The sequence below is a fragment of the Marinomonas gallaica genome, assembly GCF_049821165.1.
GTDB lineage: Bacteria > Pseudomonadota > Gammaproteobacteria > Pseudomonadales > Marinomonadaceae > Marinomonas > Marinomonas gallaica.
Genome location: NZ_CP187511.1, coordinates 3,245,987 through 3,269,838, shown reverse-complemented (window position 1 = coordinate 3,269,838; position 23,852 = coordinate 3,245,987). Strand labels below are relative to the sequence as shown.

Annotated in this window: 22 protein-coding genes; 8 read left to right on the top strand and 14 right to left on the bottom strand. The window is 45.5% G+C overall.

All coding sequences use genetic code 11. The features are described 5' to 3' along the window. Positions 1–73: 73 nt before the first annotated feature. A complete protein-coding gene (locus tag ACPUEK_RS15405; RefSeq protein ID WP_425641334.1) occupies positions 74–1,255 on the top strand; it encodes an AAA family ATPase in 1,182 nt (393 codons plus the stop codon). Positions 1,256–1,282: 27 nt separating this feature from the next. Here ACPUEK_RS15405 and ACPUEK_RS15400 read toward each other — a convergent pair whose 3' ends face one another. After that, entirely contained in the window at positions 1,283–1,699 is a 417-nt protein-coding gene (locus tag ACPUEK_RS15400; RefSeq protein WP_425641333.1) for a hypothetical protein, read from the bottom strand. A 3-nt stretch (positions 1,700–1,702) separates the two neighbouring features. Beyond that, positions 1,703–2,260, bottom strand: a complete 558-nt coding sequence (locus ACPUEK_RS15395) for a hypothetical protein (RefSeq protein WP_425641332.1) — start codon at positions 2,258–2,260, stop codon at positions 1,703–1,705. 236 nt (positions 2,261–2,496) lie between these two features. Here ACPUEK_RS15395 and ACPUEK_RS15390 point away from each other — a divergent pair, with 236 nt between their 5' ends. Continuing rightward, positions 2,497–3,426, top strand: a complete 930-nt coding sequence (locus ACPUEK_RS15390; RefSeq protein ID WP_425641330.1) for an LpxL/LpxP family Kdo(2)-lipid IV(A) lauroyl/palmitoleoyl acyltransferase — start codon at positions 2,497–2,499, stop codon at positions 3,424–3,426. A gap of 87 nt (positions 3,427–3,513) precedes the next feature. Here ACPUEK_RS15390 and glpD read toward each other — a convergent pair whose 3' ends face one another. Together glpD and ACPUEK_RS15380 are read right to left on the bottom strand one after the other, a co-directional pair. Then, positions 3,514–5,040 carry a glycerol-3-phosphate dehydrogenase gene (gene glpD, locus ACPUEK_RS15385; RefSeq protein ID WP_067218378.1) on the bottom strand — a complete coding sequence of 509 codons (1,527 nt, stop codon included), beginning with the start codon at positions 5,038–5,040 and terminating at the stop codon, positions 3,514–3,516. A gap of 183 nt (positions 5,041–5,223) precedes the next feature. Further along, positions 5,224–5,988 (bottom strand): DeoR/GlpR family transcriptional regulator, encoded by a 765-nt coding sequence (locus ACPUEK_RS15380; RefSeq protein WP_067218382.1) that lies wholly within the window; start codon positions 5,986–5,988, stop codon positions 5,224–5,226. A 164-nt stretch (positions 5,989–6,152) separates the two neighbouring features. Between ACPUEK_RS15380 and glpK the strand changes: the two genes are divergently transcribed. Beyond that, positions 6,153–7,637 (top strand): glycerol kinase GlpK, encoded by a 1,485-nt coding sequence (glpK, locus tag ACPUEK_RS15375; RefSeq protein ID WP_067218386.1) that lies wholly within the window; start codon positions 6,153–6,155, stop codon positions 7,635–7,637. Positions 7,638–7,841: 204 nt separating this feature from the next. After that, positions 7,842–8,138: an antibiotic biosynthesis monooxygenase family protein gene (locus tag ACPUEK_RS15370; RefSeq protein WP_425641328.1), complete on the top strand. Its 297-nt coding sequence runs from the start codon at positions 7,842–7,844 to the stop codon at positions 8,136–8,138. An 83-nt stretch (positions 8,139–8,221) separates the two neighbouring features. Here ACPUEK_RS15370 and ACPUEK_RS15365 read toward each other — a convergent pair whose 3' ends face one another. The 7 genes from ACPUEK_RS15365 to ACPUEK_RS15335 all read right to left on the bottom strand — a co-directional run bounded on the left by ACPUEK_RS15365 (position 8,222) and on the right by ACPUEK_RS15335 (position 15,505). Next, on the bottom strand, positions 8,222–9,205 hold the full coding sequence (locus ACPUEK_RS15365) for a hypothetical protein (protein ID WP_425641326.1): 984 nt from the start codon (positions 9,203–9,205) through the stop codon (positions 8,222–8,224). Positions 9,206–9,450: 245 nt separating this feature from the next. Then, positions 9,451–11,169, bottom strand: a complete 1,719-nt coding sequence (locus ACPUEK_RS15360) for an ABC transporter substrate-binding protein (protein ID WP_067036694.1) — start codon at positions 11,167–11,169, stop codon at positions 9,451–9,453. A 70-nt stretch (positions 11,170–11,239) separates the two neighbouring features. Next, entirely contained in the window at positions 11,240–11,512 is a 273-nt protein-coding gene (locus tag ACPUEK_RS15355; RefSeq protein WP_067218390.1) for a DUF2160 domain-containing protein, read from the bottom strand. Between the two features lie 10 nt (positions 11,513–11,522). After that, positions 11,523–12,272, bottom strand: a complete 750-nt coding sequence (locus ACPUEK_RS15350; protein ID WP_197467788.1) for a carbohydrate ABC transporter permease — start codon at positions 12,270–12,272, stop codon at positions 11,523–11,525. A 183-nt stretch (positions 12,273–12,455) separates the two neighbouring features. Beyond that, positions 12,456–13,322 (bottom strand): carbohydrate ABC transporter permease, encoded by an 867-nt coding sequence (locus ACPUEK_RS15345; protein ID WP_067036700.1) that lies wholly within the window; start codon positions 13,320–13,322, stop codon positions 12,456–12,458. Further along, positions 13,315–14,415: an ABC transporter ATP-binding protein gene (locus tag ACPUEK_RS15340; protein ID WP_067036703.1), complete on the bottom strand. Its 1,101-nt coding sequence runs from the start codon at positions 14,413–14,415 to the stop codon at positions 13,315–13,317. The genes ACPUEK_RS15345 and ACPUEK_RS15340 overlap by 8 nt, the downstream gene beginning before the upstream one ends. Position 14,416: 1 nt before the next feature. Continuing rightward, positions 14,417–15,505, bottom strand: coding sequence for an ABC transporter ATP-binding protein (locus ACPUEK_RS15335; RefSeq protein WP_067218427.1), 1,089 nt, complete (start codon positions 15,503–15,505; stop codon positions 14,417–14,419). Between the two features lie 455 nt (positions 15,506–15,960). Here ACPUEK_RS15335 and ACPUEK_RS15330 point away from each other — a divergent pair, with 455 nt between their 5' ends. Together ACPUEK_RS15330 and ACPUEK_RS15325 are read left to right on the top strand one after the other, a co-directional pair. Next, entirely contained in the window at positions 15,961–17,871 is a 1,911-nt protein-coding gene (locus ACPUEK_RS15330; protein WP_425643038.1) for a sigma-54-dependent Fis family transcriptional regulator, read from the top strand. Positions 17,872–17,956: 85 nt separating this feature from the next. Then, entirely contained in the window at positions 17,957–18,475 is a 519-nt protein-coding gene (locus ACPUEK_RS15325; RefSeq protein ID WP_231872573.1) for a DUF7482 domain-containing protein, read from the top strand. A gap of 43 nt (positions 18,476–18,518) precedes the next feature. On the opposite strand, the gene ACPUEK_RS15320 is transcribed toward ACPUEK_RS15325, so the two are convergent. Then, complete coding sequence (locus ACPUEK_RS15320) at positions 18,519–19,187, bottom strand: LysE family translocator (protein WP_425641323.1); 669 nt, start codon at positions 19,185–19,187, stop codon at positions 18,519–18,521. 92 nt (positions 19,188–19,279) lie between these two features. On the opposite strand from ACPUEK_RS15320, the gene ACPUEK_RS15315 reads away from it, so the two are divergent. After that, positions 19,280–20,203: a LysR family transcriptional regulator gene (locus ACPUEK_RS15315; protein WP_067218398.1), complete on the top strand. Its 924-nt coding sequence runs from the start codon at positions 19,280–19,282 to the stop codon at positions 20,201–20,203. Positions 20,204–20,229: 26 nt separating this feature from the next. On the opposite strand, the gene trpA is transcribed toward ACPUEK_RS15315, so the two are convergent. Both trpA and trpB read right to left on the bottom strand, forming a co-directional pair. Then, positions 20,230–21,018: a tryptophan synthase subunit alpha gene (trpA, locus tag ACPUEK_RS15310; RefSeq protein WP_067218402.1), complete on the bottom strand. Its 789-nt coding sequence runs from the start codon at positions 21,016–21,018 to the stop codon at positions 20,230–20,232. Positions 21,019–21,020: 2 nt separating this feature from the next. Then, positions 21,021–22,277 (bottom strand): tryptophan synthase subunit beta, encoded by a 1,257-nt coding sequence (gene trpB / locus ACPUEK_RS15305; protein WP_425641321.1) that lies wholly within the window; start codon positions 22,275–22,277, stop codon positions 21,021–21,023. Positions 22,278–22,881: 604 nt separating this feature from the next. Between trpB and ACPUEK_RS15300 the strand changes: the two genes are divergently transcribed. Then, positions 22,882–23,823 carry a diguanylate cyclase gene (locus tag ACPUEK_RS15300; protein WP_425641319.1) on the top strand — a complete coding sequence of 314 codons (942 nt, stop codon included), beginning with the start codon at positions 22,882–22,884 and terminating at the stop codon, positions 23,821–23,823. Positions 23,824–23,852 lie beyond the last annotated feature (29 nt).

Sequence of the window (23,852 nt, the reverse complement as noted above, 5' to 3'; positions counted from 1 at the left end):
AACCAGAGTTTTTTTGTACTTATGTTATTGTAAATGGCTATTGCCTTTCGTTAGTTAAAGACAAGGATGCCTGATGATCAAAACCATCGCGATTGAAAACTACCGCTCGATTATCAACTTAACCTTACCGCTTGGGCGTCTGAATCTTGTCACAGGTGAGAATGGCAGTGGTAAGTCTAACCTTTATAAAGCATTGCGATTACTCGCCAAAGTGGGTGACGGTGGTTTGGTTCGATCACTCGCCGAAGACGGTGGATTAGAATCAGTTTTTTGGGCCGGGCCTGAGAAAATCACTAAACGTATGCGTTCAGGTGAGGTGCCAGTTCAAGGCGGACCACGTCAAACAAAACGCCAGTTAAAGTTAGGTTTTGCCGGGGAAGACTATGGTTATTCCGTGGCACTTGGTTTGCCCAAATTTGGCGTGGCCATGCCCACTAGAACCCCCACGCTGTTTAAGCTCGATCCCGGCATAATGCATGAGATGATTTGGCACGGAGAATATTATCGACCTGCAGGCGCATTAGTAGATCGACAGGACAATGCCATAAAGCGCCGCGCTGGGCGAAGTTGGGAGGTAGTGTCGTATCATGCGTCCAGTTTTGACTCTATGTTTGATCTGGCGGCAGACTCCCAACAAGCCCCTGAAGTGTTTTTAATGCGTGACCGAATTCGTAAGTGGCGTTTTTACGATCATTTTCGTACGGATCAGGCGGCACCTGCACGCCAGCATCATTTAGGTACGTTTACCCCTGTATTAAGTCATGATGGGCGCGATGTGGCGGCGGCGATTCAAACGATTCTTGAAATAGGCGATGCGGATGCTTTACATGATGCCATTGATTACGCGTTTCCGGGTGCGCGAGTTGAGGTAGTTCGCACCGACGAAGGGCGTTTTATACTGCAGTTCTATCAGCATGGTTTATTACGCCCGTTAAACGCTTCAGAGTTATCTGATGGAACGCTGCGGTATGTTCTGTGGGTGGCTGCGTTATTAACGCCTAGGCCGCCGGAGTTAATGGTGTTGAATGAGCCTGAAACGAGCCTACACCCTGATTTATTGCCAGCCTTAGCTCGCTTAATTAGCTTTGCTGCGGATCACTGCCAAGTCTGGGTTGTGTCCCATGCCTCGCGTCTGATTGCTGCTTTGGAACAATCAGAGCTGTGCCACTCGATTCGTTTAGAAAAAGACTTTGGCGAAACTCAAATCCCAAGCATGGGCATGTTGGATTTACCGCCATGGCACTGGCCGTCCTAATAGTAGATGATTACTCAAGGAGAGAAACTATTCATCAAGTTCGGTTATAACGCGCAAACTAGATGGCCTAGTTCTAAGTGGTGTGTTAAGCCATTTCCCCCAAAACTTCTCAATATCATCTCCTTGAATTCCAAGGCAGCCCTTTGTCCCAGGAAGGTTGCCATCTGGATGGATGCCAAAGCCATATCGGCTAGTATTGAATTGTGGTGTTAGAGGGATAAACCAACCAATTTTTGTGCTTGGATTAATAAACCCTGACGCCATATTCCCCGAATTTCCTATAGCTACCCTGCGAACTTCAATATCGTAATTGCCATCGGGAATAGCGCCTTTACCATAACCGCCTGTAACAACATTGTACTCTTCTGATTGCCAAGTAAGCTTGCCAATCATTCTAGAGCCTTCTCCCTTAGAGCTTTTTGTGAATGTAATGCTACCTGGCATCTCTTACTCCTCTAATAAGTCAAGTAATTCCATTTCATTTAAATTTGTATCTCTTGCAATACGCATGAATCTGTCAGTGTCAGATTGATAAATTTTATTTAAGTCGTTAACGACTACGCTGAGGTTTGCCGAATCCGATAAGGTTAAGACGCTTATCATTGCCAATAGCGCTTTATCATCACTATAGCCGTACAGAGAAAGATAGTCGTATAAGGGATTAGTGATGCTAATCCATTGGCTGTCATTGACTGAAAGTTCTTTGGCTTGACTAACAGAGTGGTCGATGAAGTTATCGAGGTATTGTTTTTCTTGTGTGGCTTTTGCTAATAGAAACTCATAATAATATTTTTTGGTTGAGTCGTTTTCTGATTGATAGTCTCTTTGGATTTTTTCTAGCTCTTCATTCGGGATTTCAAGGTTAGAAAGAGTAAAAAAAGCCGCCTTGTAATCATCATTATCTAGCGCATGTTGATAGGTGTCTTTCACTAAAGTGCTACTACAACCAGAAATAAAATAGGCAAAGAAAATGGCCGATAAAAAAAATGTGAGTCGTTGGGGCACTGTTATCACTCCTTTAATAAACCCTGTAATAATAATTGAATGAGAATTTTCTTGTGTCTAAGAAATGCTATAGATTCGTAAGTAATGCGAAAGCGTATGCGCTCGATGAATGTAAATTGGCTACTCCTAGTTCGCCATAACGCCTTTAAAAGCCTTGGTTTAGTTGCATGTTGTGCTCAATTTCTTATGCATTTTACGTTAGAATACCTGCGAATTTTTTATTGGTGAATTTCGTCGTGGTAGAACAAGCACAATTTTCAAAAGCATTGCTTCATCCCAAACATTGGGTACTTTGGCTGGGAGTCGGTCTAGGGCGCCTAGTGTCTATGTTGCCACTGAATTGGCAAATGGGTTTAGGCAAGGGTATTGGCCGTTTGATGATGAAACTTGCCAAAGGGCGAGTTCATACGGCTAGACGTAACTTGGAATTGTGTTTTCCTGATGCCACTGCAGAAGAGCATCAACAGTTGCTTGAACGAAACTTTGAAGAAACTGGCAAGGCTATTTTTGACACGGTCAGTGCATGGTGGTGGTCCAATAGTCGAGTGCAGCGTCATATGGACATCACTGGGCAAGAGCATGTGCAAAAAACATTGGAGAATGGGCAGGGTGTGATCTTGTTTGCGGTGCATTGTTTACCGCTAGAAATGGGGGCGCGTATTTTCGGTCAGTTTAATCCAGGTATTGGTGTCTATCGACCACACAACAACCCTGTTATGGAATATCTTCAAGTCAAAGGTCGTCTTCGTTCTAATAAGGCTTTGATTCCAAAGCGCGACGTTCGTCAAATGGTCCGCAGTCTGCGTGCACCTGATGTGATTTGGTATACCGCCGATCAGGATTTTGGGCGTTCAAGTGCTGTGTTTATTCCGTTTTTCGAAATGCCTGAAGCTGCGACGATTACGGGCGGCACTATGTTGGCAAAATTAGGCAAAGCAAAAGTGTTGCCTTTTTTCGTAGAGCGTAACGCAGACGACAAAGGCTATTCAATTAAGATCAGTGAACCTCTGGAAGACTTTCCAGGTGAGAGCGAATTGGCCGATGCCATTCGTGGAAATCACATTATTGAAGATCTTATTAGTCGAAATAAAGCGCAATACATGTGGCTGCATCGCCGCTTTAAAACGCGCCCAAACCAAGATGATCCATCGCATTACAGTAAGTAAGCTAACCCTATTTAAAATGGTTTAGCTCGCGAGGTGGGTTTATCCGCGCCTCGCGGCAGAACTTTTATGAGGCATGTTAGAATCAGGTTAAACGGTTGCGGCGACTAACTCGGTGTCGATAGGGCGGTTAAGCTTATCGGCTAAATAATCTTTTAGGGCTTGCGCTTCTTGTGTATCTAGCTCCAAACCTAGTTTAGTACGGCGCCATAAAATATCTTCCGCAGTGACCGCCCATTCATGTTCAACAAGATAGTCGACTTCTTTCTGATATAAATCCGAGCCAAAGCAAGTGCCTAATTCTCCAATAGATTGACTATCCCCTAACAGGACGTATGAAAGCGTTCCGTAGCTACCTGTGAATCGACGGGCCAGTTCAGGCGATAGAAACGGAAATTCTGACATCAGTTTATTGATCATGACGGTGTAGTCATTACTCATGTCTCCACCCGGAAGAGGTTTGGCGTGTGTCCATTCTTTTCCCATTGATGGGAAGTACTGTTTCAGGTCGCTCATAGCTGACAAGGCCAGCTGTCGATACGTCGTAATCTTGCCACCAAAAATACTTAATAAAGGCGCTTTTCCATGGTCGTCTTCTACGTGCAAAGTGTAATCCCGAGTAACAGAGGATGCATCAGAAGATTCATCATTCAACAGCGGTCGCACACCGGAATAGGTCCAGACGATATCCTCTTTTGCCAGTTGCTTTTTAAAGTGTTGATTGGCAACACTTAGAATGTACTGTGTCTCTTCGTCACTGATGGCAACGTCTTTTGGATCACCTTTGTATTCTTCATCGGTCGTACCAATCAAAGTGTATTTATCACGATAAGGAATAGCGAAAACGATCCGTTTGTCTGCATTTTGCATGATAAAGGAATTGGTTTGTTCGTATAAACGAGGCACAACAATGTGACTGCCTTTAATCATACGGATGCCATAAGGTGCTTTGCGCTGTACCTTTTGCTCAATAAAGCTCGATACCCAAGGACCAGCCGCGTTAACAATAGCATTGGCGGTAAATTGCTGACGTTCACCTGTGGCTGTGTTGTTGACTTCAATGACCCATTTGCCATTTTCTCTATGAGCGGACTCGCAGCGAGTACGGGTCATGATCAACGCTCCGCTCTCTTGTGCGCTTTGTGCATTAGCGATAACGAGCCTAGCGTCATCCACCCAGCAGTCAGAGTATTCAAACCCTTGGCTTATCTCAGATTTTAGGGCGCTTGAAGCATCGTATTTAACGCCCTTAGAGCCAGGTAGCTGCTCACGTTTACCTAGGTGGTCATAGAGGAATAAACCTAGGCGAATTAACCATGCGGGTCGTAGGTGAGGTCGGTGAGGCATTTGAAAACGCATAGGGGTGACCAAATGCGGCGCTATTTTAAGCAGAACCTCGCGTTCACTTAAGGCTTCTCGTACCAAACGAAATTCGTAATGTTCCAAGTAACGTAGACCGCCATGAATGAGTTTGCTGCTCGCTGAAGACGTCGCATTGGCGAGGTCATTCATTTCACATAGGGCGACAGTAAGACCGCGCCCGGCAGCATCTGCTGCGATCCCGGTGCCGTTGATGCCTCCCCCGACGACGAAGAGATCGAAATGCGTTTGATTCATGGCTTACCTCTTGAAAAACGAAAACTATATGTTCAAAAACGAAAATACAGTTTCGATATTAGACCTGTATAGGTGGTTTTTCAAGCAGACGATAGGAAAATAAACATCAAAGTTATTCTTTTTTGCGCCATAAAGCGCTAGGGAAATTGGCCTTCTAGCGCTGACAATAGTTTGAAGGGGCGGTCAGTCACACACTTCTAGTTTCACTGAGTGTTCTTTAAGCAATGAGAGGATCGTCTTTGGTGGCTGAGTATCGGTGAATAGTTGGTCTACTTGAGTGATATTACCTAAGCGAACCATAGCATTACGACCAAACTTTGCGCCGTCGGCCGCAAGGAACACATTGCGTGAATTGGCAATAATACTTTGTGCAACACGTACTTCCTGGTAGTCATAATCAAGCAGCGACCCATCCTCTTGATCAATGCCACTAATGCCTATAATGCCGTAATCCACACGGAATTGATTAATGAAGTCGACCGTCGCTTCACCAATGATACCGCCGTCTCTCGAGCGAACCGACCCGCCGGCCACAATGACATTGAAGTCGTCTTTTATACGCAGGATCGATGCAACATTGATGTTGTTGGTGATTATTTTAAGTGCACTATGATTGAGTAGTGCCTTAGCCACTTCTTCTGTGGTTGTCCCAATATTGATAAACAACGAAGCACCGTTTGGGATCTCTTTGGCGAGGTGTTTGGCGATTCTTTTTTTGGCATCTTGATGAAGCGCTTGTCGAGTGTTGTAGTCAACATTTGTTGTGGAGGAATCGTAACTTGCACCGCCATGGTGACGTCGAATTAAATCTTGATCGGCAAGAGAGTTGATATCTCGACGTATCGTCTGTGGTGTTACCTTAAACTGTTCCGCCAGCTCGTCGATAGAGGTGTAACCTTTTTCGCGTACCAGTTGAACGATTCTATCTTGGCGTGTTTGTTGGCCCATACGTGACGTAAACTCCTTGATGACATCTTGCTAAAGTGATCAATTACAGTTTTAATAGAAATATTCGATTTTGAACATTTGTGTTCGAATAACAAAAATAACAAACGCCCATAACCAAGCCAATGCAAATGGTCATGGGCTCGCAGATAAAGAGACATGTTCCCATGAGCCAGTATCTACTTGCGATTGATCAAGGCACGACGAGTAGTCGCGCTATTCTATTCAACACTTCTGGTGTGCGCATCGGTCAGGCACAACAAGAATTTCCGCAAATTTTTCCTAACGATGGTTGGGTTGAGCATGACCCCAATGATCTGTGGCAATCAACGTTAAGTGTGTGTCGTGATGTTCTTAAGGATACAGACATCACCGCTGACGCGGTAGCCTCCATTGGAATTACTAATCAGCGTGAAACGACCATATTATGGGACACCGAAACGGGCAAGCCAGTTTATAACGCGATTGTTTGGCAAGATCGTCGCACCAGTGAGTTCTGCCAATCTTTAGTCGATCAAGGCCACAGTGAGACTGTTCAAGCCAAAACTGGCTTGTTAATCGATCCTTATTTTTCTGCCACTAAGATTCGCTGGATCTTGGAAAACGTTGAGGGTGTTAAAGAGCGAGCTAAAGAAGGCCATATTGCCTTTGGTACGGTGGATAGCTTTTTATTGTGGCACTTAACCTCTGGTCGTGAGCATAGAACGGATGCCACCAATGCGGCTCGTACTATGGCATTCAATATCCATACGCAACAATGGGATGAAGAACTGATTGAACTGCTAGGCATTGGCGATGTGATCTTTCCACAAGTTATGGATTCGAGTGACGACTTTGGCGTCATCGATAAGCAGTGGTTAGGAGCGGAGATCCCCGTGAACGGTATTGCCGGTGATCAACAAGCGGCTTTAGTGGGTCAAGCTTGCTTTACACCGGGAATGGTGAAAAGCACCTATGGTACTGGCTGTTTTATGATCCTTAATACCGGTGAGCAAGCACTTAAATCGGAACATAAAATGCTGACCACTGTTGGTTATCGTATCAATGGTAAAGTCACTTATGCTCTTGAAGGCAGTATCTTTGTTGCTGGTGCGGCGATTCAATGGCTACGTGATGGGTTGAAGCTGTTTGCGGATGCATCGGAAACACAAAGCCTCGCTCAGCAAGCCTTAAATGCTGATACGGTGTATTTAGTTCCAGCGTTCACTGGTTTAGGTGCGCCTTATTGGGACCCTGATGCGCGCGGTGCCATGATTGGATTAACCCGAGACACCAGTGCCGCTGATATTATCAGTGCTGGCTTACGCTCTGTGTGCTATCAAACAAAGGATCTTGTGGGGGCCATGGCACAAGATGGCGCGGAGTTTGATACCCTGCGAGTAGACGGCGGAATGGTCGTGAACGATCTTGTGGTGCAGTTTTTGAGTGATCTTTTGGGTATTACCGTTGAGCGTCCTAAAGTAACCGAAACTACTGCACTTGGTGTGGCGTATTTAGCGGGTCTAAGAATTGGTGTTTATGAGTCTTTAGAGCAAATCAGTGAACTGTGGCAGTCAGAGCATTGCTTTACGCCAGACATGGACGACGGCAACCGACAGACTCTTTACGACGGTTGGCTGGACGCTGTGCGACGTGTGCGCTCTAGTCTCTAAAGTTTTACTGTAAATTCGGTTTTAAATCATATAGAAAGGGAGCATATGCTCCCTTTTTCATTTACGGCGAGATGAGGGTTGCCCTAGCTACATTAAATCTGATGCTTCTTTTAGCACGTATAGTTTGTTTTCATACACGTCTTTAAGCGTCATATTATAAATTTAAAATTAGTTTTTATAGCTTGTGTAATAAGGAAGATAAAAATGATTCGAGTGGTATACGAATGGCACGTTAGCCCAGAAAACATTGCCGAATTCTGCGACGCTTGGAAGTCTACAACACAAATTGTACGAGAAACGTATCCAGGTGCGCATGGCAGTTGCTTACTTGAAGAAGAAAATAAACCTAATCAATTTCTAGCGATTGCTCGCTGGAATTCTAAAGAGGAATGGCGTGATTTTTGGTCTTCGGATAATCCGCCGGAATTAATGAAAATGAGCCAGTTGGCCAAGCTAAAAAATGTAAACGTTTACAATGAAGTTGGCGTGCATCCGGTTTGATTCTTTTGCGCTACGTAGTAAAAAATAGCTAAAAAAGCGCTCAAAGAAAACTTTGAGCGCTTTGATGGTAAAGCCTAAAGTAATTAAGCCATCATATCTTGTTCAGTCGTAGGTTCTTGAACACCAATTACGTCAGTTTCAGAATCGTCTTCAGGCATTTCGTTTGCTACAACATTGATGCTGTAATTACCTACTGTCTTATCACTGAATTGAGTAGCAGTCAGATAGTAAGTGCCAGATACAGAAGGTGTATACATGAATGATTCATTAGCATCTACATTCGTTTCCTCAACAGAGTCTTCAAGCATCACGCCATCTGCGTCAGAAATTGTCAGTAAGGTGGTATTTAGCGTATTGCTTACAATAGAAAAGGTATAGCTTTGATCAGCTTCAAGCTCGATCATGAATTTGTCTTCATCATCTTGGACTTCAAATTCACCGAATACTGGGGTATCAAGCTGAATAGCAGCTGGCGCCTCATTATCTGGGTAGTCATCATTGACGGTCGTATTTCGGAGCATTACACTATATTCACCCATCGAATCACCGCCAAATAAATCAGCAGATAAGAAATATTCACCAGATTCGGTAGGGATAATTGAAATTTCAACATCATTAGAACCTGAATCTTGGATAGCACTGGCTTCTAAAAAGCCTTCGCTGTTTAAAAGCTTCAGGTAAGAACTGTTCATGTCAGAATTACTTTCCATAGTGAACTTATAGGTTTGATTTGCATTCAAATAAACATTGTACCAACCCTCACTGGCAGCTGTATCAAGGTTACCAGACACATTACCAAATTCAGTTAAAGGTAGAACGTTGTTAGTAGGTAGAGATTGTTGTTGAAATGAGTCTAAAGAAGTTGAATTAATACCGTTGCTATTAAAAAACTCAACAACTTGATTAGCAGTAACTCCGCCATAAATTTCAGCTAACATTTCGTTAGTGATTTTGTAAGTATCTGCTACTTGTACAATTCCAGCAGGGTCACTGATATTGTTAATTAGGAATTGACGAGCTTCTTCGACTGAAATGTTGTATTGAGCTAACTGTGTTTCTGCTGACATAACCATCTATCCTTCTAAAGATTTAATAATGAAATACTAAATAGGTCAAAATGATAATTAGCATTTCTCCTCGACATGCTATTAAAGCTAAGTGAAGTCAGTTTGGATGTCCACAAACCTTTTAAGGTAAATAAAAGCATATAAATGCTTATTGATATAGATTAAGGAAAATTTATGCAAGCAGAGGTCAAAAAAAACCGGCACAATGGCCGGTCAAGACTTATAAGGTGGTGATCAAGAAAAGCTTATTCCCAAGAGCGAAGTAGGGCGTCGTAATCGACGGTTTTACCCTGCACTTTTTCGTTGGCAAGCTTGGCTTTTGGTGCGCCTGGTTGGTTAAGCCAGTAAGACGGATCTTTTGGCTCGTTTAGTTTAGGACCACAGTTTTCGTGAACGTTAGCGCGCTCCAAACGGTTAAGAACCTTGTCTTGTGCGGCGGCTAGGCCGTCAAGCGCTTCTTGTGGCGATGCTTCTCCGCTGGCTGCTTGAGAAATGTATTGCCACCAAAGTTGAGCCAGTTTTGGGTAATCAGGTACGTTAATACCGGTCGGCGACCATTGCTCACGTGCAGGGCCTTTGTAGAATTCAACAAGACCGCCAAGGTAAGGCGCGGCTTCTTGCATCTCAGGTGAGTTAATATCAGACTCACGAATTGGCGTTAGACCCACCAATGTTTTCTTCAAAGAAACGGTTTTTGCCGTTGTGAACTGTGCGTACAACCACGCAGCGTTACGGCGGTCGTCAGGCGTTGAGTTCATGAATGTCCACGCACCCACATCTTGGTAGCCAAGCTTCATGCCTTCTTCCCAGTATGGGCCACGTGGAGACGGTGCCATACGCCATTTAGGCGTACCATCTTCATTCACAACAGGCAGACCTTTTTGCGTCATATCAGCGGTAAATGCGGTGTACCAGAAGATTTGCTGAGCCACATTACCTTGCGCTGGTACTGGGCCAGCCTCAGAGAATGTCATGCCTTGTGCTTCTGGTGGCGCATATTGACGTAACCAGTCGACGTATTTAGTGGTCGCATAGACGGCCGCTGGACCATTCGTTGCACCGCCTCGGGACACACTGGAGCCGACAGGATTACAGCCTTCTACTCGGATACCCCATTCGTCTACTGGCAAACCGTTTGGCAAGCCTTTATCACCCGCACCCGCCATAGAGAACCATGCGTCCGTGAAACGCCAGCCTAGAGAAGGGTCTTTTTTACCGTAATCCATGTGGCCATAGACTTTTTCACCGTCAATCTCGCCAACATGAACCGTGAAGAACTCGGCAATGTCTTCGTACGCTGACCAGTTAACCGGTACACCCAGTTCATAGCCATAGATTTCTTTAAATTGCTTTTTCAGCTCAGGGCGTTGGTACCAGTCATAGCGGAACCAATAAAGGTTTGCGAACTGCTGCGTTGGCAGTTGGTAAAGCTTACCGTCTGGTCCAGAAGTGAAGTTCAAGCCAATGAAATCCGCTAAATCCAACGTCGGGGATTTCAAAGAAGGCTCTTCTTCCATCATGTCGGTAATCGGAACGACTTTACCGTAGCGGAAATGGGTACCAATAAGATCCGAATCGTTGACGTACGCATCATAAATATTTCGACCAGATTGCATTTGAGTTTGCAGTTTTTCAACCACATCACCTTCTTGAATCAAGTCATGGTTGACTTTGATACCGGTGATTTCCTCAAACGCTTTGGCTAATACTTGGGACTCGTATTTGTGCGTTGTCAGTGTTTCCGATGCGACATTGATCTCCATGCCACGGAAACGCTCGGCCGCTTTTGTAAACCACGCGAGTTCCTTAAGCTGCTCAGCTTCCGATAGGGTTGAAACTGTGAATTCATTGTCGACCCATTTCTGTGCCGCATCAGAATACTGGTCAGCCCATAGTGATGCGGAATTTAACGCAACAGCAAATGGGATGGCAGCTAAAACGAGCTTCTTTTTATTGTTGTACATGTTTTACCTCAACAGTTGATTTTTAGTTAGTTAGCTTCCGTACTAGATCGTCCTTGGTCTCTCACGCTGACTAGCCCCAGCGCATTAGGATAATCATCCAAACGACGCAGAGCGCAGTTGCGACATAGAGTGAAACATCACTCAATGCCACAAAACCTAGGTGAATAAAGGCACTGGTTAACAGGCCTATGAACAAGCGATCTCCGCGGGTGGTATCGAGAGGCAGAAAGCCTCGACGTTCCACGCTAGGGGAGATCACTTGCCAAGTCGTCATAGCGACGAGTATCAGTGCAATGCCGGCAAAAAAGGCCGCCGTGGGTAATGTCCAAGACATCCAAGCCATGATTTTTCTCCTACACTCGGCCTAGGGCGAAGCCCTTAGCTACATGATTTCGAACAAAATACACCACTAAAATGCCAGGGATGATGGTTAACACCCCCGCAGCAGCCAGTAGTCCCCAGTCCATTCCTGACGCCGATACGGTTCGGGTCATAATCGCGCCGATCGGTTTGGCATCTACGGATGTCAGTGTGCGTGCAAGCAACAGTTCGACCCACGAAAACATGAAACAGAAGAAGGCCGTCACACCGATCCCTGAACGAATCAATGGGATAAAAATCTTCACAAAGAATTTCGGGAATGAGTAACCGTCAATGTAGGCTGTTTCATCAATTTCACGTGGCACGCCACTCATAAAGCCTTCTAAGATCCATACCGCTAACGGCACGTTGAAAAGACAGTGGGCCAGCGCTACCGCAATGTGTGTATCGAATAACCCTACTGAGGAATACAGTTGAAAAAACGGTAGCAAAAACACTGCTGGTGGCGCCATTCGGTTAGACAGCAGCCAGAAAAACATATGCTTGTCACCGACAAACTTGTAGCGACTGAACGCATACGCCGCGGGAAGTGCGACAATTAAGCTGATCACCATATTCATGGATACGTAAATCATAGAGTTGACGTAACCCATGTACCACGTCGCGTCACCAAATATTTTTGCGTAATTCTCTAGGGTAAAATCCTGCGGGAAAAACGATAAACCACTCAAAATCTCAGTGTTCGTTTTAAAGGACATATTGATGAGCCAATAAATCGGCATCAGTAACAATATAAGGTAGACCGTTAAGCCTATGCGTCCTCGCCAAGTCGCGTATTTGGCCTTGCGTTCTGCTTGAGAGAAGACCGGCTGCTGAGGCGCTGTTTGTGTGTACGTCGCCTCTGCAATCGTTTCGTTTTGATTTGTGCGACCTGCAATGGTCGTTTCATTTGACATGATCGACTCCTACTTGTCTTTTTGCATGTTCATGATGGTGGTATAGAACACCCAACACACCAACAGGATGATAAGGAAGTACACCAGCGAGAACGCTGCCGCAGGGCCTAAGTCAAATTGGCCAATGGCTTGCTGAACCAGAGATTGGCTCAAGAACGTAGTCGAAGTACCGGGACCACCGCCTGTTAAGACAAAAGGTTCGGTGTAGATCATGAAAGAATCCATAAACCGAAGTAATACACCGATAATCAATACGTTGGTCAACTTAGGCAGTTGGATGTAACGGAATACGGCCCAGCGGGAGGCTTTATCGATTCGTGCAGCTTGGTAATACACTTCAGGAATGGCGCGCAAGCCGGAGTAACAGAGCAGTGCAACCAATGGCGTCCAGTGCCAAACATCCATCAGTACCACCGTTAGCCAAGCGTGCATGGGTTCGGACGCGTAGTTGTAGTTGATCCCCAACTCCGCCATCATGGCACCAAATAAGCCGATGTCAGCACGCCCAAAGATTTGCCAAATCGTTCCCACAACGTTCCAAGGAATCAGCAATGGAATGGCCACTAGAATCAAGGCTAATGAAGCGCCTCGACCTTTGGTCGGCATCATCAGTGCTACCGCGATGCCCAACGGTATTTCAATAGCGAGAATCGTAAAAGAGTAGATGAATTGACGGATCAGTGCGTCATGCAGACGCGAATCGGTCATGACTTGTTTGAACCATTCAGTACCCACAAAGTAGCGTGTGTATGGGTCAAAAATATCTTGAACTGAGTAGTTCACTACGGTCATCAAAGGAATAATGGCGGAGAACGCAACGATCAAAAAGACCGGCATTACCAACCACCATGCTTTGTTGTTTTCGACTTTAGTCATGGTCAACCTCCACCAAAAATTCGTTGACGTACACCTTAGTCCACTGTTCAGGAAAGCTGACGTAGGCTTTTCCTTGAGGTACCTTCTGGTCTTCGCTTAAACGTGCTTTCATAAGAATGCCGTGAAAGTTAAATGTGAGGATCTTGTAGGTGCCAAGGTCTTCGACGAAGTCCACATCGACAAGGAAGGCGTCGTCATTCGCGCCGTCCCAGACATGAACAAATTCAGGGCGAATGCCCACTTTTACTTGCTGCGCATCCATGTCCTGCAAACGCTTTAGTAGTAACGGGTGTAATGGCAACGTGTGGGTACCAAACGACAGTTCTTTTTCAGTGACCGTCGCGTCAATGAAGTTCATACCTGGGGAACCAATGAAGTAGCCAACAAAAGTGTGGGCAGGGTTTTCAAACAGTTCCCGTGGTGTGCCAAACTGAACGATTTGGCCTTGATACATCACGGCAATTTTATCAGCGAAGGTCGAGGCCTCCAGCTGATCGTGGGTAACATAGACCATGGTGATGTTGAACTGCTCGTGAATTTGCTTGAGTTTGCGGCGCAGTTTCCACTTCAGTTGAGGATCAATAACCGTCAAAGGTTCATCAAACAGAATGGCTGAAACATCATCGCGAACCAAACCGCGGCCCATGGAGACTTTTTGCTTTTGATCCGCAGAAAGGCCTTTGGCTTTACGCTTAAGCTGATCAGAGAGCTCTAGAATCTCTGCTACTTCGAGTACTTTTGAGCGAATCTTATGTTCGGGTACACCAATGTTGCGTAATGGGAAAGCAAGATTGTCATAGACCGTCATGGTGTCGTACACCACGGGAAACTGGAAAACTTGCGCAATGTTGCGTTCTTCAGGCTTAAGTTCGTTAACGCGTTTTCCGTCGAACAGCACTTCGCCGTCCGACGGTTCCAAGAGACCTGAGATAATATTTAATAACGTAGATTTGCCACAGCCTGATGGGCCAAGTAGGGCGTAAGCGCCGCCTTGATGCCAAATATGCTGCATTTCACGAATCGCGTAATCTTCCGGTTTGGTCGGATTGTCGCTGTACGTGTGGGCTAATGAATTAAGAGTGATTTCTGCCATGTTAACGACCTCCTAAGCCAGCTGGCGCGTGGACCAGTCGACCACTTTCGTTAAAGGCGTACAGCTTGTGGGTGGGGAAATACACTTTGATTTGCTGATCAACGTGGTATTCATGTACGCCCGAAAGGTGCAGCACCAAGTCGAAGTGTGGATTGTGGACATGTAAAAAGGTTTCTGAACCACTGATTTCAGCAAGATCTACTTGTACGGGCAGCTCTAAATCGTCATCGGAGTGTGGCACTAAACCTATATGAGAAGCCCGAACCCCAAAGCGGTAATTGCCTGGCTCCAGCGGGCGCAAATCATTGTTAAGCTGAAAGTGCACGGTCTCATCAAAGGTAACTTCCGTTTCGCTAACGCGTCCGGGGACCACATTGATCGGAGGCTCAGAGAACATTTCCGCTGTAATGATGTCTTTGGGGCGATGGTACACCTCAGCGGTTTCACCGAACTGAAGCAGCTTGCCTTCATGAAGTACGGCAGTGTTGCCGGATAACGCTAAGGCTTCATTTGGTTCAGTCGTTGCATACACCGCAATACAGTTGCGTGCTTTAAAAAGCGCGCGCAGCTCTTGGCGTAGTTCTTCTCGGAGTTTGTAATCCAGATTCACCAATGGCTCGTCAAATAAGATGACTTGAGAGTCTTTAACAAGCGCCCTTGCCATGGCGGTGCGCTGTTGCTGACCACCGGACAGTTGTAAGGGCATGCGGTCCAGATAACTGTCAATGCGCAACATTTCAGCGGTTTCTCGAACTCGGCGATCTATTTCGCTGTTAGACATTTTTGCCAAGCGAAGCGGGGAGGCGATGTTGTCATACACCGTCATGTTGGGGTAGTTGATGAACTGTTGATAGACCATAGAGATGTTCCGCTCTCGAACCGGAACCCCCGTTACATCCACACCATTCATCATGATTTGCCCATGGGTGGGTCGATCAAGACCCGCCATAAGGCGCATTAACGTTGTCTTTCCAGAGAGCGTACGTCCTAGCAGCACATTAAATGAGCCAGGCTCCAACGACAGATTGACGTTATCAATCCATGTTTCTCCGTCGACAACGCGGGACACGTTGTTCAGCGTCAGTGACATTGTTTTTAACCCTTTGTTGTTTTTATGGCCGCCACAATGAAGCGGTTTTTGTGTGATACGTTCTTCACTGTGCAGTAAGAGAGTGGCTTGTCGCTTTTCGCAAATGAACACGTATCAATGGTATGGTTTAGCTATACAATCCCTGTGCCAATCCATTAAAAAGTACGTATTTTTGCTTTAAGTAAATGATTTAAAAGGAAATAAATTTATTTCCGGACGTTTTTTTGTTTTTTTCAAATATGAAAATAGTTGTTCAAATTTGTAAATAAAGTGTTCAGTTGAACACTTTATTGAACACTTTCGCGAAAAGATGTTCAGGATTTTGAGTGACAGCGGCTATTTACATTGACCTTATGGACAGGTAATCGCAGAATAGCAAAAGGCTTGTCGCTCCTTGCACTGGAGCTGTAATGACAAATAAAAAACAAGAAGAAACAATAGGTGACGACACGGCAATGCTTAGGCCTCACGTCAACTTAACTGACGAAGAACACAAACAACAAATTGAAGCCTCTTGGTATCGCTGTGAACAATTTGGCCTTGAGCACGCCACAGAGCCAAATTTTTCGACTTTACCCTCTGGGGAATTGAACGATTTAAGGGATCAACATCGTAGCCTGTTGGAAACCACAGAAAACGAGATCATTCCTTATTACGAGAACATCCTCAGCAATTCTGCTTGTATGATTGTGTTAGCCGATCGCCAAGGCCATGTGCTTAACACATGGGGGCAAAAGCGCTTTGGTCGCGGGCAGTATCATGGTCTAGTAGAAGGTAATCAGTGGACTGAGCAGGGCGTTGGTACTAACGCTATTGGTACGGCTTTAATCAGTGGCCGAGCCATTCAAGTTGGTCGAGATGAACACTTTCTCCGAGCGAATCGGTATATGGTGGGTTCTGCTTCGCCCATTTTTGACACCGGCAATGAGCTGCTTGGTGTGCTCGACATTTCTTCCGATGCGTATCTACCGCAAGACCATACCCTAGGCATGGTAAAGCTCATGTCACTGAGTGTAGAGAATCGCTTAATCTTTACTGCTTTCCAGCAAGACCACTTTATATTGAGCTTTAACACCAATCTGACCAGTTTAGACAGCCATTGGTCAGGTCTATTGGTATTGGACGATCGTGGCACTATTATTTCTGCAAATCGTCGTGCGGAAGTCGTGCTCGCACGTGATTTGTCTTTACTCAATATCTCGCAAATATTCGACTGCGATATGCGTGAAATAAAGAATCAACCATTGCATATGCCGATGAAACTACGGGCACTGGGGCGCTATCAATTCTACGTTAAAGCGCTGCCACCCGTGACACACGTGATGAAGGTGCCTGACTATCGCACCAGTGGTCACTATCAGGCGCCAGCTGCGTCTTTGCCTTCTCAAGCAACGCCTTTACCCTCACAGATCCCCGACAACGTCATCCCATTAGATGAACTCGAACACGGTGATGAGCGTGTTCGTCGGACGGTAAAGCAAGCGCATAAAATCATGGAGAAGGACATTCCGATCTTAATTCATGGCGAAACTGGCGCAGGCAAAGAGATTTTCGTGCGCAGTCTGCATTATCACAGTTCACGTTACAAAGAGATGTTGGTCGCTGTTAACTGTGCGGCGATTCCAGCGGAGCTAGTGGAATCAGAGCTGTTTGGCTATGAGAAAGGGGCATTTACTGGCGCGCAAACTAAAGGTTCTATTGGGCTTATTCGTCGTGCGCACAAAGGCACCTTATTCCTTGATGAAATAGGCGAGATGCCGATTGCTGTGCAATCACGATTATTACGTGTGCTGCAAGAGCGAGTGGTGACACCATTGGGGTCGACCGAAGCGTATCCGGTAGACGTTAAACTGATTTCTGCGACCAATCGACATTTGAAAGAAGAGGTCGCCGAAGGGCGGTTCCGGCAAGATTTGTATTACCGTATTTCTGGACTCAATATCGAGCTTCCAGCTCTGAAGTTACGACAAGATAAGCGTGAGCTCATTGCGTATGTCCATGAGCGCTTGCGCGCAGAAGAGCCTGGCCCCGCATTGAGTGATGCCATGTTGGATTTATTAGAGGCGCATCCTTGGCCTGGTAACATGCGCCAGTTAGTCCATGTGCTGAAAGTGGGTATGGCGATGGCAGATGAGGATGAGCTAGAAGAATGGCATTTACCTGATGACTTCTTTGATGATCTGAATAATGGTATTGATAAAGTCGATGCAGATGGAGACCACTCAGATGGGCTAAAAGAGCCGATAGAAGAGACCATCACCAGATTATTAGAAGAGTACCAAGGAAATGTCTCTCGAACTGCGAAAGCTGCTGGGGTGAGTCGTAATACGGTCTATAAATACGTACGTCAAAATACAGATAGTTAAGCTGAGTGAAGAAGCATCTTGTGAAAACCACTCAAGCCGTTAGGATAAACCACTATTATTTATCGACGACACTACTGGAAGGTATATGGACAAGATGTCTTTGAGAACTCTATTTGGTCGCGCTGCATTGGTAAGTGCAGGCATTGCGTTGACAGCCTGTTCAAATCAGCCCGCTGCTGTACAGTACAGTTTACCCATGCAGCAAGCATGGTTTGAGGGTGAAACAGTCTATTACGTAACAACAGACGTGTCTGATCAAGCCATGGCCGAAAGGATAGGGGCCAATTATGCCCCTCGTTTACGTGACGCGATTCCAAACTACCCTAAGCCTCCAAGGCAGAAGACAGTCATCGAGCGAGTATACGGCTTTCCTAATGGAGAGCAGCGTAATGTTTTTCCATCCGCGCCTACTCCAGTAGGACCGCTGAGTACAGATACGGCTTACTCTCCCATTTGGTTAATGTACGCAGTGAAGTGGGTTGACCCTGAAAGCGCGTTTGAACTGACGTCAGAAGATGCTGTGCTTGACGCCGACGCCAAAGGGCTGGTCAATATCGAGCGTACTAATATCGTTGTCAATTGTCCGGTGGTTCCGGGGCCATAAACGCTCAACAAAAAAGCGAAGCTATAGTTTAGTTACTTCGTTTTTAAGCGATCATTTTAAGCCCAAACGCCATCATGACTGCACCGCATGTACGCTCAATAAAACCCTTGTAACGTATAATATGTTGCTTGAAATATTGACCTGTAAACACGCTAGCGATCAAAGCAAACCAAATGCAGTGAGCCAGAGCAATGAATACGCCGTAGCCTATTTCGATAAGATAACCTGTATCCTTGGAAATAACTTGGCTGTAAAGCGCGACAATAAAAAGCATTGTTTTGGGGTTAAATACGTTGCAGATGAATCCTATTACGAAGGGGTGAGACGTGATATTTGTCAATGCACGCTTCGACGATGGAAGCCTTTTTGGATGATCATCTGTGATCGATTGAGCTTTGCTAGAAGGCCAAAACTTGGCTTTTAAATCTGGCCAGAAAGCTTGCATACCAAGCCATATGAGATAGCTTGCTCCAACGATTTTGATGGCGCTTAATAGCCAACTTTGTTGACTTAGCAATAGCCCAAGTCCAAGCATGGTGTACATTAAATGAACGGTCACACCTGCACCAATTCCAAGCGCACATAACAAGCCTGCTTTACGTCCTGTGGAGATGGCTATTTTTGACACCATAGCAAAATCCGGTCCGGGGCTTATGACCGCTAAACAAGTAATAAGGCCGACACTGATCCATTCAAGCGTTAAGTTTTCCATTTAGATTCCTATATGGATTGATTTATATTGTGAATAAATCAATCATGAAATAAAAATTACGCCTTTAATATCGAAAAAAGATAGGAATATACGTGAGCAATTTTCACAGAAAGAGAGTGTTGGCTTCACTTAATGCGTTGCCGCTATTTGAGGCGGCGGCTTTTTATGAAAGCTTTTCAAAAGCCGCTCACAGTTTAAATGTGACCCATGGCGCTGTTAGCCGTGCTGTGGCAACCCTTGAAGAACGACTGGGCGTTCCCTTATTCTATCGACGAAACCGTAGAGTTGTGCTTACTCCGGCAGGCGTCTTATTGCACAATGCGACCAAAGAAAGTTTGGATCGATTGGATGATGCGGTCGAAAAAATTCATCGGCATTCTGTTAGCTCTCCTTTCTTTGTTATCTCGTGCGAGCCGACATTGGCAATGCGCTGGTTACTGCCAAAGTTGGGGGAGTTTTATCGATTACATCCAGAGTTGAATGTTGATGTGCGAATGGCTGGTGGACCGATTGATTTACTATCCGAAGGGTGTGATGTGGCGATAAGGCGCTCGGACTTTGGTGTTCCTGATGATTATCGAGTGACGCCATTTGCTGCTGAGCGGGCAGGCCCTGTATGTACCGCAGCCTATTTTAAGTCTATTGATCAAGACTGGAGAAAAGGCACTCGACTCCACAGCCGCACGCGACCCTTGGCATGGAAGGATTGGTTAAGTCTCGTTGAAGGAGAGAAAACCATATTACAAAATGATAGTGACGCTTCGCTAGAGCGTTATTTCGATCATTTCTTCTATGCATTGCAGGCCGCTCAAAGCGGACTAGGTATGGCGATTGGCTCTTATCCAGTCGTTCAGCAGGACATTGAAGAAGGTTTTCTGATGGCACCGTGGGGTGATGAACTTACAGGCCATTGCTACCAAGTTCTGAGCTTAGACAGGTTAACACCTGATCCAAGAGTGATTGCGTTAGAGAATTGGTTGAAGACGTTGTGCGTGTTGGAAAAAGACGGCTCTTAGTACTTGAAAGAGCCGTCTATAGAGATTTAGCTGTTAAACAAATTGTTGAACAGTTTCAAACCTTCTTCTTTGCCGCCTTTGTTGTAGGCATCCAGTAGAGCAGAACCAATGATAGCGACATCGGCTTTGCCTTTAAGTGCGTCTACATGGGCTTTTTCACGAATACCAAAGCCAACACCGATCGGCGCGCTAGTGTGCGAATTAATTTCAGCTAGGTACTCATCCAATGACTGCTGATCGCCGCCATTATGGTTTGAGTTACCCGTTACACCGGAGCGTGCGACGCAGTACAAGAAGCCAGTCGCTTCTTTTGCAAGAAAGGCGAGACGATCTTTCGGTGTTACTGGCGTGACCAACCACACAGGATCAACGCCGTTTGCTTCGCAATAAGTGCGTAGGTCGGCTGCTTGCTCATAAGGAAGGTCTGGTAGGATCAGGCCTTGAATGTTTTCTTCTGCACAGCGTTTAACAAGTTTTTCTAAACCGTAACGGTACATCGGGTTTAAGTAACTCATTAGAGCAATACGTGCTTGCGGGTAATCACGACCTAACTGACCGATGTCTGTTAGGCATTGCTCAACCGTTAGGCTTTGATCGTGCAGCGCACCGTGACAGGCTGCGACGATCGTTGGACCATCGGCCACCGGATCAGAGAACGGGAACTGAACTTCGATAAAGTCCGCGCCTGCTTCTAGAAGTGTCGCCATCCAATCTAAACTTTCTTGAACGCTTGGGTAGCCGTAAACTACATGTGTCATGGAGAGAATAGGTTTTTGCTGACGCTTTTCAGCAATGTATTGTGCTAACTGACTCATGCTTATGCTTCCCCTTCGTTGTTCAAGTGTTCTTTGTAATCAGCCATGTAATCTTCCAAGAACTCTGGGAAGGTTGCATCGTTCATTGCTTTGGCAACATTAAAGATGTCCTTGTCACCGCGACCAGACAAGTTGATCACGATACGTGATTCTTTTGGCAAGTTAGGTGCATCTTTAAACGCACCGGCAAGCGCGTGTGACGACTCCAACGCTGGGATGATCCCTTCTTTTTTCAGCAACAAAGAACACGCCGCCACCACTTCGTCGTCCATAGCGTAGGTCATCTGAATGCGACCTTCTTGCGCCAAGTGAGCAATGATGGGGGACACGCCCACGTAATCAAGACCCGCTGCGATGGAGTGTGTTTCTTGTAGCTGACCATTGTCATCTTGTAAGAACATGGTCGAAAAGCCTTGAGCGATGCCTTTTTGACCCAAGCCGTTAGACAAACGGATTGAGTGTTGGCCAAGCTCCAAGCCTTTACCGCCGGCTTCAACGCCGATCATTTCTACTTCTTTTTCCTCGAGGAATGGTAAGAACAAACCGCAGGCGTTTGAACCACCGCCCACACACGCATACAAGCGATCAGGGTATTGGCCAAATTGCGCTTGGCTTTGCTCTTTCACTTCTTCACCGATCACCGACTGGAAGTACGCCACCATTTCTGGGAATGGCGCACAACCACACGTCGTACCGATCAAGTAGTGGCTGTCTTCATGGCTTGAAGACCAGTCACGTAATGCTTCGTCTAAGGCGTCACGTAATGTTTGTGCACCTTCAGCAACTGGGACAACCGTGGCACCTAGCTGTTTCATCCAGAATACGTTCGGATACTGACGCTTCACGTCTTTAGCACCCATGTAAATGGTACATTCAAGGCCAAGGCGTGCAGCAATCAAAGCTGTTGCGACACCGTGCTGACCTGCACCTGTTTCAGCGATCACACGTTTTTTGCCCATACGCTTAACCAACAGAGCTTGGCCAATCACGTTGTTCATCTTGTGTGCGCCAGACTGGTTTAAGTCTTCGCGTTTTAGATAAATCTGAGCGCCACCAAAATAGTCCGTAAGGTTCTTACAGAACGTCAAAGGTGTAGGGCGGCCAGAGTAGTTCTGCCAAGTATCTTTCAACTCCGCAATAAACGCTGGATCGTTCTTCGCCTCTTCAAAGGCATGAAGGATTTGCTGCTGGCTAGAGTAGAGAATCTCAGGAATGTAGCTCCCGCCAAACTCACCGTAGTAACCATTATTGCTTTGCATGAAAGACTCCTATCGGATGAAGCAGTGTGTTTAAACACTAAAATTTAATAACTAAACGATAAGGTAAAGTTAATAGAAAGAATCCACCTCGTCAAGGGGTGGGAGATAAATTTCTTTACCATTGCGTTTAGTTAATGGTGTGTGTCGCGAGATAAGCAATGTTCACGCGGTATTGCAGCAAATTGTAGCACTAAAAATGAGCAAGAAAATATGAGAATTCCGCCTGTAAATGGCTTTTGCCACACCATTTCATGACATGTAGCTGGTCTCGTAATGACGCGAGATGTAATTGCTAGAGTGTTTCAAAGGCGTTGAAGGCAAACCTGGAGAGGTATGGCGATAAATCAGCTCTGAAGATCAGTAAAATAGCTGCGAATTAATGAAAAAGGTTGTAGCGTGCACTCGTATTAAATGTACATCATTAGGTCAGGAAAGCTGAATAAATCAGTTGTATTTAGTATCTACTAATAAAAATGTGAACTAAATCTGGTTTACTGACGTTTAAATACCTATGTAATTAGAAGTTCATGTTCTTTATGGCGAATTGTAGTAAATTCAGACACCTGCCCTTGGAGGGGCTATTCATTATACAAGGAGTGTGGTGGTGCTTGACTCGATAGAGTTTTTGAAGTCGATTATAGACTCAATAGCCAGTCAATTAGCGGTCATAGACTCCGATGGTAGGATTGTTTATGTCAATCAAAGCTGGTGTGATTTTGGTAAAGAAAGTGGAGCGTGTTGTGACACAGTCGAATGGGATACCATCAATTATTTAACCGCTTGTGATCAGTCATCTGTTAATGGCGATAACTTTGGCTCGAGTGTGGCTCAAGGTCTTCGTGACTTGATACAAGGCGACACTGAAGAGTTCCAAATAGAGTATCCATGCCACAGCCCAACTCAGAAGCGTTGGTTCATAATGCGTTGTACTCCGTTTGACCAAGGTAACCAGCGTTTTATTGTAATTGTCCATCAAGATGTATCGCAGCGTAAGCTTGCCGAAGAAGCCGTGGAGCGCTTAGCGCGTTTTGATAGCCTGACCAATATTCATAATCGACGTTCTTTTGATGAACATATGGAGGCATCTTGGTCTAAAGCGATAGAGTGCCAACAGAGCGTCAGTTTGGCGATCATTGATTTGGACTATTTTAAGAGCCTGAATGATTATTATGGGCATCAGGCTGGCGATGACTGTTTGGTTAAGGTAGCCCAGTTATTGCAATCCTTAGCCACCCTGCATGGCTTTTTTTGTGCTCGTTATGGTGGAGAAGAGTTCGCCATAATTTGGGTGGAAGAATCGGTCGATAAAACGCGCATTATATGCAATGAGTTTTTACAAGCATTGCAGGCATTGCAGATAAAAAATCCTTGCCCTACTAGCTGTCCTCATCTGACTGCCAGTATTGGCTTAGTAGAGCTAATACCTAATAAAAGTAGTACGGTCAAAGATGCATTTAGGCAGGCTGATGCTTTGCTTTATCAAGCCAAGAAAGAGGGGCGTAATAAGATTCTCTGCCACTCCTTTAGCGAAAAGGCTAGGGCGTAATAAAGCACCAAGTATAAGTTTAATTTATG